This window comes from Actinoplanes sp. DH11 (assembly GCF_020873875.1).
Taxonomy (GTDB): Bacteria; Actinomycetota; Actinomycetes; order Mycobacteriales; family Micromonosporaceae; genus Actinoplanes.
On sequence record NZ_JAHWGU010000010.1, the window covers coordinates 1 to 16782 of the forward strand.

The following is a 16782-nucleotide window of genomic DNA, read 5'->3' on the forward strand; positions in this document are numbered from 1 at the left end:
TCGCGGTCGAACTCAACGGCCGCCCACGCAAAACGCTCGGCTGGGACACCCCAGCCGAGCGCTTCGCTAAACTCCTGGCCGAAACCAGTTAATCAACCTGTGTTGCAACGACCCCTGGAATCCGCCCCCTGCGGGGCCCGGGCCGGCTCGTGCGACGGCGACGCCGACTCGCCCGACGGCAACGCCGGCTCGTGCGACGGCAGCGATCAGAGGACGCGGTGGACCCAGCCGAACGGGTCCTCGGCGCGGCCCCGCTGGATGTCCACCAGCTGCTTGCGGATCGACATGGTGACCTCACCCGACCCGCCGTCGGCGACGGTGAACTCGCCGTCCTCGCTCTTGATCACTCCGATCGGGGTGATCACGGCCGCGGTGCCGCAGGCGAACGCCTCGCGGACCCGGCCGGACGCCGCGCCCTCGCGCCACTCGTCCAGGCTGATCGGCCGCTCCTCGACCCGGCGGCCGGCGCGCTCGGCCAGCTTGATCACCGAGTCGCGGGTGATGCCGGGCAGGATCGTGCCGGTCAGCGGCGGGGTGACCAGGCTGCCGTCGTCCAGCACGAGGAAGACGTTCATGCCGCCCAGCTCGTCGATGTACTTCCGCTCGACCGCGTCCAGGTAGACGACCTGGTCGCAACCGTGCTCGGCGGCCTCGGCCTGCGCGGAGAGGCCGGCGGCGTAGTTGCCACCGCACTTGGCGGCGCCGGTGCCACCGGGCGCCGCGCGGGTGTAGTCCGGCGAGACCCAGATCGTGACCGGCTTGACGCCACCGGAGAAGTACGGCCCGACGGGGGACGCGATGACCAGGTAGAGGTACTCGGTGGCGGGGCGAACGCCGAGGAAGACCTCACTGGCGTACGCGAACGGGCGCAGGTAGAGGCTGCCCTCCTCGCCGCCGGGGATCCACTGCCGGTCGATCGAAATGATCTCGTGCAGGGAGCGGAGGAACGTCTCCACCGGGAGCTGCGGCATCGCCATCCGCTGGGCGGACTGGTTGAACCGGGCCGCGTTCGCGTCCGGGCGGAACATGGCGACACCACCGTCGGGCAGCGTGTACGCCTTGAGACCCTCGAAGATCTCCTGGGCGTAGTGCAGCACCGCGCTGGCCGGGTCCATCGGGATGGGGGCGCGGGCCTCGACGCGAGGCTCGTACCACCCCTTGCCGTCCGCATACCGGATGGTGACCATGTGGTCGGTGAAGATGCGGCCGAATCCGGGGTTGGCCAGCAGGGCGGCGCGGTCGCCGTCTCCTACGGGTGCCGGGTTCGGACGGATCTCGAATTCGAGGTTGTCACCACCACTCATGACAAGAAGACCTGCTTTCGCTGAAAAAGATCAAGGCATGCGAGGGCACCCGTAGTGCCGCATGAAATCTACCCCGAACGGTCGTTAAAACAATGACCGCACGGGTGTGGAAGCCCGGCCGGCTCCGGGGAGCCGCGGGGCTGGGATCATGGCGTCAGACGGCTGCGGCGACCCGGTCGCCGACTTCGGCGGTACGCAGCGGCGCGCCCGGAGTCCGGGACGCGACCTCGGCCGCGACCGCCTCGGTTACTCGGCGGGCCTCGTCGGCAGATCCCAGGTGCTCCAGCAGCAGAGCCGCGGAGAGGATGGCGGCGGCCGGGTCGGCGATGCCCTGCCCGGCGATGTCGGGCGCGGAGCCGTGCACCGGCTCGAAGGTCGACGGGTACGCCCGCTCGGGGTTCACGGAGCCGCTGGCCGCCATGCCGATGCCGCCGGTCACCGCCGCGGCGATGTCGGTGAGGATGTCACCGAAGAGGTTGTCGGTCACGATCACGTCGTAGCGCTGCGGGTTCGACACCATGAACATGCTGGCGGCGTCGATGTGCTGGTACTCCGTGGTGACCTCGGGGAACTCCGCCGCGACGGCGGCGAAGGTGCGCGCCCACAGGCTGCCGGCCTTGGTCAGCACGTTGGTCTTGTGGACGAGCGTGAGGTGCCGGCGGTCGCGGCGCTGAGCGCGGTCGAACGCGTCCCGGACGACCCGCTCGACACCGTGCCGGGTGTTCAGGCTCTCCTCGGTGGCGATCTCGGCCGGGGTGTCCCGGTGCAGGACGCCACCGGCGCCGACGTAGAGGCCCTCGGTGCCCTCGCGGACCACCACCATGTCGATCTCGCCGGGCTTGACGCCGGCCAGCGGACTCGTGGTGCCGGGCCACAGCTTGGAGGGACGCAGGTTCACGTACTGATCGAAGTCGAAGCGGAGTTTCAGCAGCAGGCCGCGCTCGAGGATGCCGGGCGGGACGCTCGGGTCACCGACCGCGCCGAGCAGGATGCCGTCGTGGCCGGCCAGCTCGTCCTGGACCGACGAGGGCAGCACTTCGCCCGTGCGGTGGTAGAGGCGGGCGCCCAGGTCGTACTCGTTGTACTCCACGCCGGGGAGGACGGCGTCGATCACCTTGCGGGCCTGCGCGGTCACCTCGGTCCCGATGCCGTCGCCGGCGACCACCGCGATCCGCGCCACGCTCACGTCGAACTCCCCTATGTCGAGCAACCCTGACACCGTAACGCTCAGTCCCGAACAACGGAACGGCAGTCCCAGGAAATGAACACCCGCGGACAGCGAACAGCCCCCGCGCCGCGGCAAACGGCACGGGGGCTGATGCGACGAGTACACGTGGGTCGGTCCCGCCGGGAACACACACGGCCCTGCGGCGGACGTCGTCACCCGAAGACGGGCCCACCTTCACGGTCGTGCGGCAGGGACAACGCTAGCGATGCGGACCAAAAACGCGCAAGACGCCGCCCCGCGTGTCGGCCCGCGGTTTCCCGGTTCGTGGCCACTCGTGGTGGCACCATGCGCCGGTGAGTTTCGACCTAGTGGTGTGGGCCATGGCCCAGTCGGCCGCCCCGGAAGCGGTACGGGACGCCAATGCCCGCTGCGCCCGCGGCGAACACGCGCAGCGGCCCGCCGACCCGCGCGTCGTCGCGTTCTACGACGCCCTGACCAGCACGTACCCGGACCGCGGGCCGCGGGCCACGGCACCTGGATCGCCCTGGGCGAGCGCGCCGCTGCACGCCGCCGCCGACCACATCCAGATGCGGCTCGACGAGAACTGCCCGGACGTGGTGCTGGAGACCATCGAACGGCTGGCCGGCGAGCTCAATCTTGATCTGCTTGACCTCCAGGACGGAACCGTCTACCCACCACCCGCACGGGTTACCGTCTGACACCGGCACCGGCTCGGAAAAGCCGGCACGATCCGCCTCAGTCGGCGCGCAGGTCCACCATCGCGGCCCGCGCCGACCCGATCTCCGCGGCCACCTCGGCGAGCAGGTCCGGTGCGATCGGCGAGTCCACGGTGAGTGCCATCAGCGCCTCACCGCCGGCCGCACGCCGGGCCACCTGCATCGCGGCGATGTTCACCCCGGCCCGGCCCAGAGTGGTGCCGATCGTGCCGACCACACCGGGCCGGTCGCGGTACCTGACGAGGAGCAGCACGCCGTCGGGCGCGACGTCGAGTGCGAAGCCGTCCACCTCGACCAGCTTGGCGGCGCCGGCGTACGCACCGGCCACCGCGAGGGTGTCGCCGTCCGGCATCGCGCCACGCACGGTGATCAGGGTGGGCTCGGCGAGATCCTCCTCGGTCGTCAGCTCGACCTCGACCCCGCGGTCCGCGGCCACGTGCGGCGCGTTCACATAGGTGACCGCCTGAGCCGCCACCGGCGCGAACAGGCCTTTCATCGTGGCCAGCTCGAGCACCGAGACGTCGTGGGCGACGACGGCACCGCGCACCTCGACGGTCATCCGGGCGGCGACGCCACCGGCCACCGCGGTGAAGACCCGGCCGAGGCGTTCGGCGAGCGGCAGGAGCGGGCGTACGTCCTCGTCGACCGCGCCGCCGGCCCGGATGTTCACCGCGTCCGGCACGAACTCGCCGCGCAGCGCGAGCCGCACGCTGCGGGCCACCGCGAGACCCGCCTTGTCCTGCGCCTCCACGGTCGAGGCGCCCAGGTGCGGGGTGACCACCACGGTGTCGAACGCGAACAGCGGTGACGAGGTCAGCGGCTCGGTCTCGAAGACGTCCAGCCCGGCGCCGGCGACGCGTCCGTCGGCGAGCGCGTCGGCGAGCGCCCGCTCGTCGACGAGGCCACCGCGGGCGGCGTTGACGATGCGCACGCCGGGTTTCACCACGGCGAGCTCCTTCTCCCCGATCAGGCCCAGGGTCTCCGGCGTACGGGGCAGGTGCACCGAGACGAAGTCGCTCTGCCGGAGCAGTTCCTCCAGCGAGACCAGGTGCACACCGAGCTGGGCGGCCCGGGCGGGCTGCACATAGGGGTCGTACGCGATGAGCCGTACCCCGAAAGCCGCCATGCGCTGCGCGAAGAGGACGCCGATGCGGCCCAGCCCGACCACTCCCACGGTCTTGCCGTGCACCTCGACGCCGGTGAACGCGGAGCGCCGCCAGGCGCCCGCCCGCAGGGTCGCGCTGGCCACCGCGGTGTGCCGGGCCACCGCCAGCAGCAGGGCCACGGCCTGTTCGGCGGCGGAGATGATGTTGCTGGTCGGCGCGTTGACCACGAGGACGCCCCGGGCGGTGGCCGCCGGCACGTCGACGTTGTCCAGACCGACCCCGGCGCGGGCGACGACCCGCAGCCGGGTCGCGGCCGCCAGCGCCTCGGCGTCGATCCGGGTGACGCTGCGGACGATCACCGCGTCGGCCTCGGCCAGCGCGGCCAGCAGGGCCGGCCGATCGGCGCCGTCGACGGTGCGGACCTCGCAGTCGGCGGCGAGTACTTCGAGCGCGGCGGCCGCAAGTTCCTCGGTCACCAGGACCACAGAAGCCATGGTTCCTCCATCCGGACCTCGTCACATCGACGATGCCGAATGGTACGGAGGGGCGCCACCGGGGAGTTCAGTTCACTCACGAAACGGCGGATGCCCGGCCGGGGAGGGCCGGGCATCCGCCGCCGGTGCTGAAGATCAGGCGGTCTCGGTGATCGGCCGGTCCACCCAGCTCATCATGCCGCGCAGCTTCGCGCCGGTGACCTCGATCGGGTGCTGGGCGCCCTGCTCGCGGTACTTCTTGAGCTCCGGACCGCCGGCCTCGTCGTCCGCGATCAGGTGACGGGTGAACTCGCCGGACTGGATGTCGGCGAGGATCTTCTTCATTTCCTCCTTGACCGACGCGTTGATCACGCGCGGGCCGGAGACGTAGTCACCGAACTCGGCGGTGTCCGACACGCTGTAGCGCATCCGGGAGATGCCGCCCTCGTACATCAGGTCGACGATCAGCTTGAGCTCGTGCAGGCACTCGAAGTACGCGATCTCCGGGGCGTAGCCGGCCTCGGTGAGCACCTCGAAACCGGTCTGCACCAGCGCCGCCGTACCGCCGCAGAGGACGGCCTGCTCGCCGAAGAGGTCGGTCTCGGTCTCCTCCTTGAACGTCGTGCGGATGACGCCGGCGCGGCTGCCGCCGATCGCCTTCGCGTACGACAGGGCGAGCGCGAGGCCCTCACCGGTCGGGTCCTGCTCCACGGCGACCAGGGCCGGGACGCCCTTGCCGTCGACGTACTGGCGGCGCACCAGGTGGCCCGGGCCCTTCGGCGCGACCATCGCGACGGTGACGTCCGCCGGCGGCTTGATCAGCTCGAAGCGGATGTTCAGGCCGTGCCCGAAGAAGAGCGCCTTGCCCGCGGTCAGGTTCGGCTCGATCGACTCGGTGTAGATCTTGCGCTGGGCGGTGTCCGGCGCGAGCACCATGATCACATCGGCCCAGGCGGCCGCCTCGGCCGGAGCCTTGACCGTGAGACCCTGCTCCTCAGCCTTCGGGCGGCTCTTGGAGCCCTCCTTCAGGCCGACCACCACGTCGACGCCCGAGTCGCGCAGCGACAGCGAGTGCGCGTGACCCTGGCTGCCGTAACCGATCACGGCGACCTTCTTGCCCTGGATGATCGACAGGTCGGCGTCGTCGTCGTAGAAAACTTCCGCGGTCATGACTTCCTTCTTTGTTGGTGGAGCCTTCAGGCCGGTTCGAGGCGGCGGGTCGGGCGGTTGGACGGGGTCAGGCGGCGCGCAGTGCGGGGCCCGTGGTGATGGACCGGGATCCGCGGCCGATGGCCACGAGACCCGACTGGACCATCTCCTTGATGCCGTACGGCTCGAGGTCGCGCAGCAACGCATCCAGTTTGTCGGGGTTACCGGTGGCCTCGATCGTCAGGGTGTCCGGAGCGACGTCGATCACGCGCGCCCGGAACAGCTCGACGGTCTCGAGCACCTGGCTGCGCTGCGCCCGGTCGGCACGCACCTTGACCAGCAGGAGCTCACGCTGGACCGACTGCGCCGGGTCCAGCTCCACGATCTTCAGGACGTTTACCAGCTTGTTGAGCTGCTTCGTGACCTGCTCGAGCGGAGACGAGTCCGCGTTGACGACGATCGTGATGCGGGAGACGTCCGGGTTCTCCGTCTCGCCCACCGCAAGGGAGTCGATGTTGAAGCTGCGGCGGGAGAACAGGCCACTCACCCGGGCGAGCACACCGGGCTTGTTCTCGACCAGCACGCTCAGCGTGTGCTTGTTGCTCATCAGAGGTCGTCCTCTTCGAACGTCGGGCGGATGTCCCGGGCGAACATGATCTCGTCGTTGCTGGTGCCGGCCGCGACCATCGGCCAGACCATCGCGTCCTTGCCGACCGTGAAGTCGATGACCACCGGAGCGTCGTTGATCTCCATGGCCTGCTTGATCACCTTGTCGACGTCGTCCTTCGACTCGCAGCGCAGGCCGATGCAGCCGAGCGCCTCGGCCAGCTTCACGAAGTCCGGGATGCGGTGCTTGTGGGTGCCCAGCTCGGTGTTGGAGTACCGGCCGTCGTAGAAGAGGGTCTGCCACTGCCGGACCATGCCCAGGTTGCCGTTGTTGATCACGGCGATCTTGACCGGGATGCCCTCCAGGGCACAGGTGGCCAGCTCCTGGTTCGTCATCTGGAAGCAGCCGTCGCCGTCGATCGCCCAGACCTGGACATCCGGCCGGCCGACCTTGGCGCCCATCGCGGCCGGGACGGCGTAGCCCATCGTGCCGGCGCCGCCCGAGTTGAGCCAGGTGCCGGGCTTCTCGTACTTGATGAACTGCGACGCCCACATCTGGTGCTGGCCGACGCCCGCGCAGTAGACCGCGTCCGGGCCGACCAGCTCGCCGATCCGTTCGATCACGTACTGCGGGGAGAGGCTGCCGTCCGTCGGCTCGTCGTAGCCCAGCGGGTAACGCTCCCGGATGTCGTTCAGCGTGCGCCACCACGACTCGTACTGCGCGGTGCCGGCGGCGTTCGCCGAGACCGCCGCGATCAGCTCGTCGATGACGTGCCGGGCGTCGCCGACGATCGGGACGTCGGCGTGCCGGTTCTTGCCGATCTCGGCCGGGTCGATGTCGGCGTGGACCACCTTGGCGTCCGGGGCGAACGAGTCCAGGTTGCCGGTGACCCGGTCGTCGAAGCGGGCGCCCAGGGTGACCAGCAGGTCGGACTTCTGCATCGCGTAGACCGCGGGGACCGTGCCGTGCATGCCGGGCATGCCCAGGTGCTGCGGGTGCGAGTCGGGGAAGGCGCCGAGGCCCATCAGCGTGGTGACCACCGGGATGCCGGTCAGTTCGGCGAGCTTGCGCAGCCCGTCGGTGGCGCCGGCCTTGTGGACGCCGCCGCCCACGTACAGCACCGGGCGCTTGGCCGCCGCGATCAGCCGGGCCGCCTCGCGGATCTGCTTGCCGTGCGGGTGCAGGGTCGGCCGGTAACCGGGCAGGTCCAGGACCGGCGGCCACTGGAACGTGGTCTGCGCCTGCAGCACGTCCTTGGGGATGTCGACCAGGACCGGGCCGGGCCGGCCGGTGGCCGCCAGGTGGAACGCCTCGGCGACGATCCGGGGCAGCTCCTCCGGGCTCTGCACCAGGAAGTTGTGCTTGGTGATCGGCAGGGTGATGCCCTGGATGTCGGCCTCCTGGAAGGCGTCCGTCCCGATGTAGGGCCGGCCGACCTGCCCGGTGATGGCGACGATCGGCACCGAGTCCATGTAGGCGTCGGCGATCGGCGTGACCAGGTTGGTGGCGCCCGGCCCGCTCGTCGCGATGCAGACGCCGACCTTGCCGGTGGCCTGGGCGTAACCGGTCGCCGCGTGACCGGCGCCCTGCTCGTGACGGACCAGGATGTGCCGGACCTTGGAGTCGAACAGCGGGTCGTACGCCGGGAGGATCGCACCGCCCGGGATGCCGAACGCGACCTCGACCCCGAGCGCCTCGAGCGACCGGACGAGCGCGCCGGCGCCGGTGGTGGCTACCGGTGCCACGGCGGCGGGAGCGGTGTTCGCGGCCGCCGCCACGGTGGCCGGGGTGACTCGTTGGGCGAGGGATTCGGGAGTGGGTCTCGTCATGGCAATTCAGACCTTTACAAGTCGGCGTCCGGTACTTGAGCAACAAAAAAGGCCCTCGTGCCAATGCACGGGACCTAGCGCACCCTCCTGCTGTGGAGAGTGCGCTCAGATAAGTACTCGGGACGCGAAGCACATGCGGCTAACCTTGCCCCATCTCACGGCCTGAGTCAACTGATCCCACATTTTGATCACCGCGCGGGTCACCGTGGGCTCCGACGAAGTCCGGATCGCTCGGCAGCAACGCTCTGACCTGCCGCATTCCCGGTCCGAGGCGGACCACCTGGCTCCGCGCCGGCGCATCACTCGGCGGCGCGGAACGCGGCGCCGGGAGCGGTCGCCGGCCCACCGGGATGAGCGTCCGGAGGCGGGTCTCGAAGTGCTCCGCCGGCACGCCCCAGCCGAACAGCGAGCCCTGACCGAGCCGGCAGCCGGCCTCCTCCACCACCTCGCGCTGCGCGGTGGTGCCGATCCCCTCGGCCAGCACCTCCAGGCCCAGCCGGTGCCCGAGCCGGACCACCACGTCGACGAGCGGAGCCGCCGTGCCGGTCCGCGACTCCGGTTCCGCCACCAGCGCGTGGTCGATCTTCAGGATGTCGACCGGGAGGGTGCGCAGCTGGGTCAGTGAGGAGTAGCCGGCGCCGAAGTCGTCAAGCGCGATCCGGACCCCCGTCTCGCGCACCTCGGCCAGCCGCCGGACGAGTTCCTCCATGTCGGTGGCGACCGCGTGCTCGGTGACCTCCAGGACCAGCCGCTGCGGGGGCACGTCGTGCTCGGCGAGCACGTCGGCGACCTGGGCCGCGTAGTCGGCGGCGTGCAGTTCCTTGGGCGACAGGTTCACCGACACCCAGACGTCGTGTCCTTTCGCCAGCCACGCCGCGAGCTGCACGACGGCCTGCTCCAGGACCCAGGCGCCGATCCGGTTGATCAGGCCGGACTCCTCGGCGACGGGGATGAACTCGTCGGGGCGTACCGCACCCAGCTCCGGATGCGTCCAGCGCAGCAGCGCCTCCGCGCCCACCGGGCGCATCGACGGCAGCGCGACCACCGGCTGGAAGACCAGGCGAAGCTGGCCGCGGTCGATCGCGTGCCGCAACTCGCCCTGCAGGGTGCCGCGGCGGCGCAGCAACTCGTCGTACCCCGCCTGGTAGCGCTCCACCCGGTTCTTGCCGCGCTGCTTGGCGTACCGCAGGGCCAGGTCGGCATCGTGCAGCAGTTCACCGGTGTCGGCCACGCCGAGACTGGCGGACAGGAAGATCGAACCGCCGTCCACCTCGTACGGCTCGCCCAGCACCGCGAGCAGCCGGTGCGCCGCCAGCATCGCCTCGTCGGCGTCACCGTGCATCAGCACCGCGAACTCGTCGCCGCCGAGCCGGGCCGCCACGTCACCGGCCAGCAGGTTGCGCCGCAGCCGGGCGGCCACCTCGGTGAGCACGCTGTCGCCGATGTCGTGGCCGCGCATGTCGTTGACCGTCTTGAAGCCGTCCAGGTCGATCCCGATCAGCACCGCGTTGTCGGTCGAGTCCCGCAGGGCCCGCTGCAGGCCGCGCCGGTTGGCCAGCCCGGTCAGCGGGTCGGTGTGCGCCAGCTCGCGGAAGTGCGCCTCCCGGTGACGCAGCTGGGAGGTGTACCGCCGGACGTCGTCGAGCGCCAGGTACTGCCGGGCGACCAGGGCCAGCCCGACCACGCTGATCCCGAAGTAGCCGAGCGCGTCCACCGACCCGCCCCGGGTCAGGTGATAACCGAGCGCGCCGATCACGGCAAGCATCGGCACCACCGCGTACGCCCCGCCGCGTTCCAGCACGTCGCCGCTCACCTCGAACGGCCGGTCGGCGGCCTTCACCGCGAGCGCCACCGTGATCAGGCCGGCGGCGAGCAGCAGCACACCGGCCAGCGCCAGCGCGTTGCGGTCCCGGCAGATCGCGGAGGAGATCGCCGTCGCCGCGATCGCGACCACACTCACCCCGGCCGCCACCAGGATGCTGTTGCGCCGGGGCCGGTGCGCGTGCAGCGCCATCACCGCGGTCAGACCGAGCGCGACAGCGGCCAGGACCGCCGGGAGCAGCACGGCGACACAGCGGTACGGGGTGAGGTCGCCGAGGATCCGGGTCGGCCGCGAGATCAGCGCCCAGCCGACGAACCAGATGGCCGACGCGATCACCAGGCCGTCCAGCACGTGCCGCAGCGCGGCGGCCGGCCCGCGGGTGGCGCCGGGCAGCGCCACCGTCCCGGCCAGCAGCACGAGCGCGCCGACGCCCATGCCGATCGCGACCATCGTGGCCAGCGTCCGGGAGTGATCAGGGTCATGATGATGGCCGCCGAGCAGGGCGGTGGCCAGCCCGGCCAGGGCAGCGGCGGTGACCAGCGCGCCGCCGAGCGCGAGGAGAAGGTGCGCGCGCCTGGCCGCTCCGGTGTGCCGGCGCCCTGACTGACCGAGATAGGCGACCGCCGGCACCGCGGCGAGCAGGCCGGCGAGACCCGCCAGCTCCATACCGGACGGTGAGTGCACGGACACACTGTGCCCGATCTTTGTCGATTCGAACAGCCCCCGGCGTCCCGCGCTGTGGACGTCCTTGGCATTTCCCCGAGATGCCGGTGGCAGTATGGGGACATGCCTGAGCTGCGCTCCCGGACCTCGACCCACGGTCGCACCATGGCCGGCGCGCGCGCCCTGTGGCGCGCCACCGGCATGACCGACGACGACTTCGGCAAGCCGATCGTCGCGATCGCCAACAGTTACACCCAGTTCGTACCCGGGCATGTGCACCTGAAGGACCTCGGTGGTCTCGTGGCCGAGTCGATCGCCGCCGCCGGTGGCGTCGGGCGCGAGTTCAGCACGATCGCCGTCGACGACGGCATCGCGATGGGTCACGGCGGCATGCTCTACTCGCTGCCCAGCCGCGAGCTGATCGCCGACGCGGTGGAGTACATGGTGAACGCGCACTGCGCCGACGCCCTGGTCTGCATCTCGAACTGCGACAAGATCACGCCCGGCATGCTGATCGCCGCGCTGCGGCTCAACATCCCGACGGTCTTCGTCTCCGGCGGCCCGATGGAGGCCGGCAAGACGGTCGCCATCGAGGGCATCGTGCACGAGAAGCTCGACCTGGTCGACGCGATGAGCGCCGCCGCCAACGACAACGTCACCGACGCCCAGCTCGACACCATCGAGCGGTCCGCGTGCCCGACCTGCGGTTCCTGCTCCGGCATGTTCACCGCCAACTCGATGAACTGCCTGACCGAGGCGATCGGCCTGTCGCTGCCCGGCAACGGCTCGACGCTCGCCACGCACGCCTCCCGCAAGGCCCTCTTCACCGAGGCCGGCCGGTTGATCGTGGAGATCGCCAAGGACTACTACGAGAAGAACGACGAGTCGGTCCTGCCGCGCTCGATCGCCAACCGGAGCGCCTTCGAGAACGCGGTCGCCCTCGACGTGGCGATGGGCGGCTCGACCAACACGGTGCTGCACCTGCTGGCGGCGGCCCGCGAGGCCGGGCTCGACTTCAGCGTCTCGGACATCGACGCCATCTCGCGCCGAGTGCCCTGCCTGGCGAAGGTCGCGCCGAACAGCCCGAAATACCACATGGAGGACGTGCACCGCGCCGGTGGCATCCCGGCCCTGCTCGGCTCGCTCCACCGGGGCGGCCTGCTCAAGACCGACGTCCGCGCCGTGCACGCGCCCGACCTGCCGACCTGGTTGGACAAGTGGGACATCCGCGGCGGATCGGCCTCGCCGGAGGCTCTCGAGCTGTTCCACGCGGCACCCGGCGGCGTGCGCACCACCCAGCCGTTCAGCACCGAGAACCGCTGGGCGAAACTGGACACCGACGAGGTCGAGGGCTGCATCCGGTCAGTCGAGCACGCGTACACGGTCGACGGCGGCCTCGCGATCCTCTTCGGCAACCTCGCCCCGGACGGCTGCGTCGTCAAGACCGCCGGCGTCGACGAGTCGATCTGGAAGTTCACCGGCCCGGCCCGCGTCTACGAGTCGCAGGACGACGCGGTCACCGGCATCCTCGGCAAAGAGGTCGTCGAGGGCGACGTCGTGATCATCCGCTACGAGGGCCCGCGCGGCGGCCCCGGCATGCAGGAGATGCTCTACCCCACGTCGTTCCTCAAGGGCCGCGGCCTCGGCAAGGCGTGCGCCCTGATCACCGACGGCCGGTTCTCCGGCGGCACGTCCGGCCTGTCGATCGGGCACGTCTCGCCCGAGGCGGCCGGTGGTGGCCTGATCGCGCTCGTCGAGACCGGCGACGAGATCACCATCGACATCCCGGGCCGCAGCATCACGCTCAACGTCCACGACGACGTGCTGGCCCAGCGCCGGCACGAGCAGGAGCGGCGGCCGAAGCCGTACACCCCGGCCGACCGGCAGCGCCCGGTCTCGGCGGCGCTGCGCGCCTACGCCTCGATGGCGACGAGCGCGAGCGACGGCGCCTACCGCCGCGTGCCGGAATAGCTCGATCCGAGTGCCCGGTCACCCATCCCTGAAGGGGTACGGGTGACCGGGTCCCCGCCCGCGGTCAGCGGACGAAGTACGGCGGGGCGGATTCGTCGCGGGCCGCCTTGAGGTAACGGCTCTGCCGCTCGTTCAGCTCCGGCATCGCGTCCGGCTCGAACCAGGCCACGGCGAGCGACTCGTCGTCGTTGACCCGGGCCTCGCCGCCGACCGCCCGGCACGCGAGCACCACCTCGAACCAGTAGACCTGGTCCCCGTTGGCGATCACCCGCAACGGCAGCGCCTCGACCGCGACGATCCGCTCCACGACGATGTCGACAGCCGTCTCCTCCTGGACCTCGCGGATCGCGCCGGCGGCCGGCTGCTCCCCCGGTTCGAGCACGCCGGCGAGCAGGGACCAGCGCCCGTCGTCGCTCCGCTGGTTGAGAAGCACCCGCCCCTCGCCGTCGAAGACGATCGCGGTGACGCTGGGCAGCGGGAGCGGTGCGTGCCCGATCTGCTCGCGCAGTTCCAGGATGAAGTCCGGAGTAGCCACGAAACCCACTTTAAGGACGAAAGGCCCGCTCCGCGGCGAACGCGGGCGGGCCGATCGCTGCGGCGCCTACTTGACGGCGCCTTCCATGATCCCGCGGACGATCTGCCGTCCACCGAGGACGAGCAGCAGGAGCAGCGGCACGGTGGCCACGAACGCCCCTGCCAGCACCCGGCGGTAGATGACGAAGTTGCCGCTCGCCAGGTCGGAGAGCGCCACCATCGACGTCGGGTACTCGGTGCCGCCGAGCGTGATCAGCGGCCACTGGAACTCGTTCCAGGTCGCCACGAACGTCAGCAGGCCGAGGACCGCCAGCGCGGGCCGGATGGCCGGCAGCACGATGCTCCAGTAGACGCGCATCGTCGACGCGCCGTCGATCCGGGACGCCTCGACCAGTTCACCGGGGACCGCGTGGTCGATGAACTGCCGCATGTAGAAGACGCCGAACGCGCTGACCAGCCCGGGGGCGATGACCGCGATCAGGGTCCCGTTCCACTGCAGCTTGCCCATCAGGATGTAGAGCGCGACAACGCCGAGCTGGTTCGGCACGGTGAGCGTCAGGATCACCACGAACATCAGCGGGTTGCGGCCCTTGAACCGCAGCTTCGCGAACGCGAACCCGGCCAGCGAGCAGAAGAACAGCGTCGAGGCCGTGACCACCGTGGCGACGATGACGCTGTTGATCAGCGAGGCGGCGAAGTACACGTTCTGGAGGGTGAAGACCTCCCTGAGGTTGACCATGAACTGGTCCGACGGGATGAGCACCGGCGGATACTTGCCCAGCGCCGCGTCGGTGCTCGTGGCGATCACGAACATCCAGTAGAGCGGGAACGCCGACAGCAGCAGCGCCACCGAGAGGCTGAGATAGGTCTTCCAGGTGCCGCGGGTGTCCTGCGGCGCCCGTGAGGTCACGACACTCACCGGCCACCTCCGAAGCGCCGGGTGAGCAGGGCGTTGATCGCCGCTACCACCAGGATGATGAGGAACAGCGCCCACGACATCGCGGCCGCGTATCCGAGGTTGTAGTCACGCCAGCCGACCTGGTAGATGAGCTGGGCGATGGTCTGCCACTGGTGGTCCGAGCCACCGTTCGCCAGCGCCGGGTTCTCGTCGAAGAGCATCGGCTCGTTGAACAGCTGGAGGCCACCGATGGTGGACAGGACCACCGTGAAGATCACCACGGGCTGGATCATCGGGACGGTGATCTGCCAGAGCTGCCGCTGCGGGCCGGCGCCGTCCACCGCCGCCGCCTCGTAGACGTCGCGCGGGATGGCCTGCATGGCCGAGAGGTAGAGGAGCGCGTTGTAGCCGATCCACTTCCAGTTGACCATCGTGGCGATCGCGATCCACGAGCTCCACTTCTCGGCCCGCCAGTTCAGCGGGTTCTCCTCACCGAAGCCGACGAGCGACAGGAACCAGTTGGCCATGCCGCTGTCGGTCTGGAAGAACATCGCGAACAGCAGGGTGGAGGCGGCGACCGGGGTGACGTACGGCAGCAGCACGGCCACCCGCCAGAACGTGGTGCCCCGCAGCCGGTGGTTGAGCAGGTTGGCGATGAGCAGCGCCAGGACGAGCTGCGGCACGGTCGACAGGATGAAGATGCCGAACGTGTTGAACAGCGCGTTCCAGAAGTCCGCGTCGGTGAGGAGGCGGCTGTAGTTCTCCGCGCCGGCCCAGCCGGTCTTGTCGGCGTCGTCCAGCCGCCAGTGGCGCAGGGACACCACGGCGTTGAAGATGAGCGGGAACAGCCCGAAGATCGCGAAGAGCACGAAGAACGGCGCGATCAGCAGGTACGGGACGGTTCGGGTGTCGAAGCGGTGCCACCACAGTGTCGCCTTGCCGGCGGATGCCGTCGGGCGCTGCGGCGAGGGTGGCGCCGGGCGAAGCTGGGTCAGGGACACAAGGCACTCCTAAGACTCAGGCGGGGCGACTCGCGTCGCCCCGCCTGCGGCACGTCGCGGATCAGGAAGAGGCGGCCTTGCCGGCTTCCTCGACCGCCTTCGGCCAGGCGTCGGAGGTGGTCAGCTTGCCCTCCTGCACCTGGGTGATGACCCGCTCGACACTCTCCCGGGTCTTGCCGTTCTTCTTGCCGAGGTACTGCGGCTGCAGGCTCTCCGCGGTCTTCGCGAAGATCTGGCCGGTCGGCGCGTTGCTCATGAACTCGTGCTTGAAGTCCAGAACGGCCGGGTCCTTGTAGAGCGCCGGCTGCGAGGGCAGGTTGCCGACCGTCTTGAAGACCTCGATCTGCTGCTCGGGCTGGGTGGCGAAGTCGACGAACTTGGCCGCGGCCTCGGCGTGCTTGGTCTGCGCCGGGACGGTCCACCAGGAACCGCCCCAGTTACCGCCGCCACCGGGGATCGCGGCGATGTCCCACTTGCCCTTGGTGCCGGGCGCGGTCTGCTGGATGTGGCCGAGCATCCACGCCGGGCAGGCGAGCACGGCGAACTTGTCACCGGTGAAGCCCTGGTTCCAGCCGGGCTGGAAGCTGACCAGGTTGGCCGAGATGCCGGCGTCGATGGCCTTCATGCTGACGTCGAACGCGACCTTCGGCCCGCCCTCCATCTGCAACTGCTCCTGCTCGTTGTAGAAGCCCACCGGCTGCTGGGCCAGCACCGGGTTGAACAGGTTGGTGCCGGAGTCGATGAACTTCTTCTTCGAGGTCTCGGTGTACTTCTTGCCGGTCTCGATGAACGCGTCCCACGTCGGCCACAGGGCCGAGACCTGGTCGCGCTCGGTGGGCAGGCCGGCCGCCTTGAACAGGTCGGTGCGGTAGCACATGGCCAGGCCACCGACGTCGGTGCCGAGACCGATCTGCTTGCCGTCGGCGGACATCGAGCCCTTCCACTTCCACGGCAGGTAGCGCGACTCGGCGCTGCCCAGGCCGTGGTCCAGGAGGTTCACGAAGTTGTCGGCCTGGTTCTTGAGCCCGACCATGAAGCCCTCGTCGACCGCGGCGACGTCCGGGGCGCCGCTGCCGGCGACGAGCTTCTTCTGAAGGTCCTCGTGGTGCGCGTTGAACTCGGCGGAGTTCAGCGCGATCTTGATGTTCGGGTTGGCCTTCTCGAAGCGCTCTTTGATCATCTCCTGGCCCATGTCACCGAAGAAGTTGACCTTCAGGGTGATCTGACCCTCGCCGCCTTCGCTGTCACCGCCGCCCTCGAGCGCCTGGCCGCTGCAGCCGGCGATCACCAGGGTGGCCGCGACTCCCGCGGCGGCCGCGCGCAGGGCGCGACGTCCGACAAACTTCATAGTCTTCCTCCGATACGGAGAGCTAAGTCACTGAACCGTGTAAGTTGCGCCGACGCTATTGGCGAGTTTGGTGAATGTCAATACCTAGTTACAGCCGTGTTCCCCGTTGACGATCAAGTGGCCTTAAGTGGCCTTTATCGGACATGGGCGCGCTCCCATGCTTTACAGGACC

The 16782-nt window shown here is 70.0% G+C and carries 13 protein-coding genes; 2 read left to right on the top strand and 11 right to left on the bottom strand.

What is annotated here, in order from left to right; genetic code table 11:
* Positions 1-206: 206 nt before the first annotated feature.
* Positions 207-1304: a branched-chain amino acid aminotransferase gene (locus LPA41_RS16190; RefSeq protein ID WP_229071218.1), complete on the bottom strand. Its 1098-nt coding sequence runs from the start codon at positions 1302-1304 to the stop codon at positions 207-209.
* 154 nt (positions 1305-1458) lie between these two features.
* A complete protein-coding gene (locus LPA41_RS16195; protein WP_229071552.1) occupies positions 1459-2484 on the bottom strand; it encodes a 3-isopropylmalate dehydrogenase in 1026 nt (341 codons plus the stop codon).
* Positions 2485-2852: 368 nt separating this feature from the next.
* Here LPA41_RS16195 and LPA41_RS16200 point away from each other — a divergent pair, with 368 nt between their 5' ends.
* Positions 2853-3191, top strand: coding sequence for a hypothetical protein (locus LPA41_RS16200; protein ID WP_255689808.1), 339 nt, complete (start codon positions 2853-2855; stop codon positions 3189-3191).
* 37 nt (positions 3192-3228) lie between these two features.
* On the opposite strand, the gene serA is transcribed toward LPA41_RS16200, so the two are convergent.
* From serA to LPA41_RS16225, 5 genes are all read right to left on the bottom strand, one after another.
* The gene (serA, locus tag LPA41_RS16205) at positions 3229-4809 is read right to left on the bottom strand and encodes a phosphoglycerate dehydrogenase (protein WP_229071220.1); all 1581 of its coding nucleotides are present in this window, start codon (positions 4807-4809) and stop codon (positions 3229-3231) included.
* A gap of 135 nt (positions 4810-4944) precedes the next feature.
* Complete coding sequence (ilvC, locus tag LPA41_RS16210; protein WP_229071221.1) at positions 4945-5958, bottom strand: ketol-acid reductoisomerase; 1014 nt, start codon at positions 5956-5958, stop codon at positions 4945-4947.
* A gap of 67 nt (positions 5959-6025) precedes the next feature.
* Positions 6026-6544 (bottom strand): acetolactate synthase small subunit, encoded by a 519-nt coding sequence (gene ilvN / locus LPA41_RS16215; protein WP_229071222.1) that lies wholly within the window; start codon positions 6542-6544, stop codon positions 6026-6028.
* Entirely contained in the window at positions 6544-8373 is a 1830-nt protein-coding gene (locus LPA41_RS16220) for an acetolactate synthase large subunit (protein WP_229071223.1), read from the bottom strand. Before LPA41_RS16220 ends, ilvN begins: the two co-directional genes overlap by 1 nt.
* Before the next feature lie 139 nt (positions 8374-8512).
* Positions 8513-10861: a bifunctional diguanylate cyclase/phosphodiesterase gene (locus tag LPA41_RS16225; protein WP_229071554.1), complete on the bottom strand. Its 2349-nt coding sequence runs from the start codon at positions 10859-10861 to the stop codon at positions 8513-8515.
* Between the two features lie 120 nt (positions 10862-10981).
* Here LPA41_RS16225 and ilvD point away from each other — a divergent pair, with 120 nt between their 5' ends.
* Positions 10982-12829, top strand: coding sequence for a dihydroxy-acid dehydratase (gene ilvD / locus LPA41_RS16230; RefSeq protein WP_229071224.1), 1848 nt, complete (start codon positions 10982-10984; stop codon positions 12827-12829).
* Between the two features lie 64 nt (positions 12830-12893).
* Here the strand turns inward: ilvD and LPA41_RS16235 are convergent, their stop codons facing one another.
* The 4 genes from LPA41_RS16235 to LPA41_RS16250 form a co-directional block, all read right to left on the bottom strand.
* Positions 12894-13364: an NUDIX domain-containing protein gene (locus LPA41_RS16235; RefSeq protein ID WP_229071225.1), complete on the bottom strand. Its 471-nt coding sequence runs from the start codon at positions 13362-13364 to the stop codon at positions 12894-12896.
* Positions 13365-13430: 66 nt separating this feature from the next.
* Positions 13431-14282: a carbohydrate ABC transporter permease gene (locus tag LPA41_RS16240; RefSeq protein ID WP_229071226.1), complete on the bottom strand. Its 852-nt coding sequence runs from the start codon at positions 14280-14282 to the stop codon at positions 13431-13433.
* Positions 14279-15262, bottom strand: a complete 984-nt coding sequence (locus LPA41_RS16245; RefSeq protein WP_229071227.1) for a carbohydrate ABC transporter permease — start codon at positions 15260-15262, stop codon at positions 14279-14281. Before LPA41_RS16245 ends, LPA41_RS16240 begins: the two co-directional genes overlap by 4 nt.
* 61 nt (positions 15263-15323) lie before the next feature.
* Positions 15324-16610, bottom strand: a complete 1287-nt coding sequence (locus tag LPA41_RS16250; protein ID WP_229071228.1) for an ABC transporter substrate-binding protein — start codon at positions 16608-16610, stop codon at positions 15324-15326.
* Between the last annotated feature and the right edge of the window lie 172 nt (positions 16611-16782).

What these genes read in the sequence shown, in the direction of transcription:
- LPA41_RS16190 (WP_229071218.1), bottom strand. Translation starts at nt 1,304, where the DNA reads ATGAGTGGTGGTGACAACCTCGAATTCGAGATCCGTCCGAACCCGGCA.
- LPA41_RS16200 (WP_255689808.1), top strand. Translation starts at nt 2,853, where the DNA reads ATGGCCCAGTCGGCCGCCCCGGAAGCGGTACGGGACGCCAATGCCCGC.
- serA (WP_229071220.1), bottom strand. Translation starts at nt 4,809, where the DNA reads ATGGCTTCTGTGGTCCTGGTGACCGAGGAACTTGCGGCCGCCGCGCTC.
- ilvC (WP_229071221.1), bottom strand. Translation starts at nt 5,958, where the DNA reads ATGACCGCGGAAGTTTTCTACGACGACGACGCCGACCTGTCGATCATC.
- ilvN (WP_229071222.1), bottom strand. Translation starts at nt 6,544, where the DNA reads ATGAGCAACAAGCACACGCTGAGCGTGCTGGTCGAGAACAAGCCCGGT.
- LPA41_RS16220 (WP_229071223.1), bottom strand. Translation starts at nt 8,373, where the DNA reads ATGACGAGACCCACTCCCGAATCCCTCGCCCAACGAGTCACCCCGGCC.
- LPA41_RS16225 (WP_229071554.1), bottom strand. Translation starts at nt 10,861, where the DNA reads ATGGAGCTGGCGGGTCTCGCCGGCCTGCTCGCCGCGGTGCCGGCGGTC.
- ilvD (WP_229071224.1), top strand. Translation starts at nt 10,982, where the DNA reads ATGCCTGAGCTGCGCTCCCGGACCTCGACCCACGGTCGCACCATGGCC.
- LPA41_RS16250 (WP_229071228.1), bottom strand. Translation starts at nt 16,610, where the DNA reads ATGAAGTTTGTCGGACGTCGCGCCCTGCGCGCGGCCGCCGCGGGAGTC.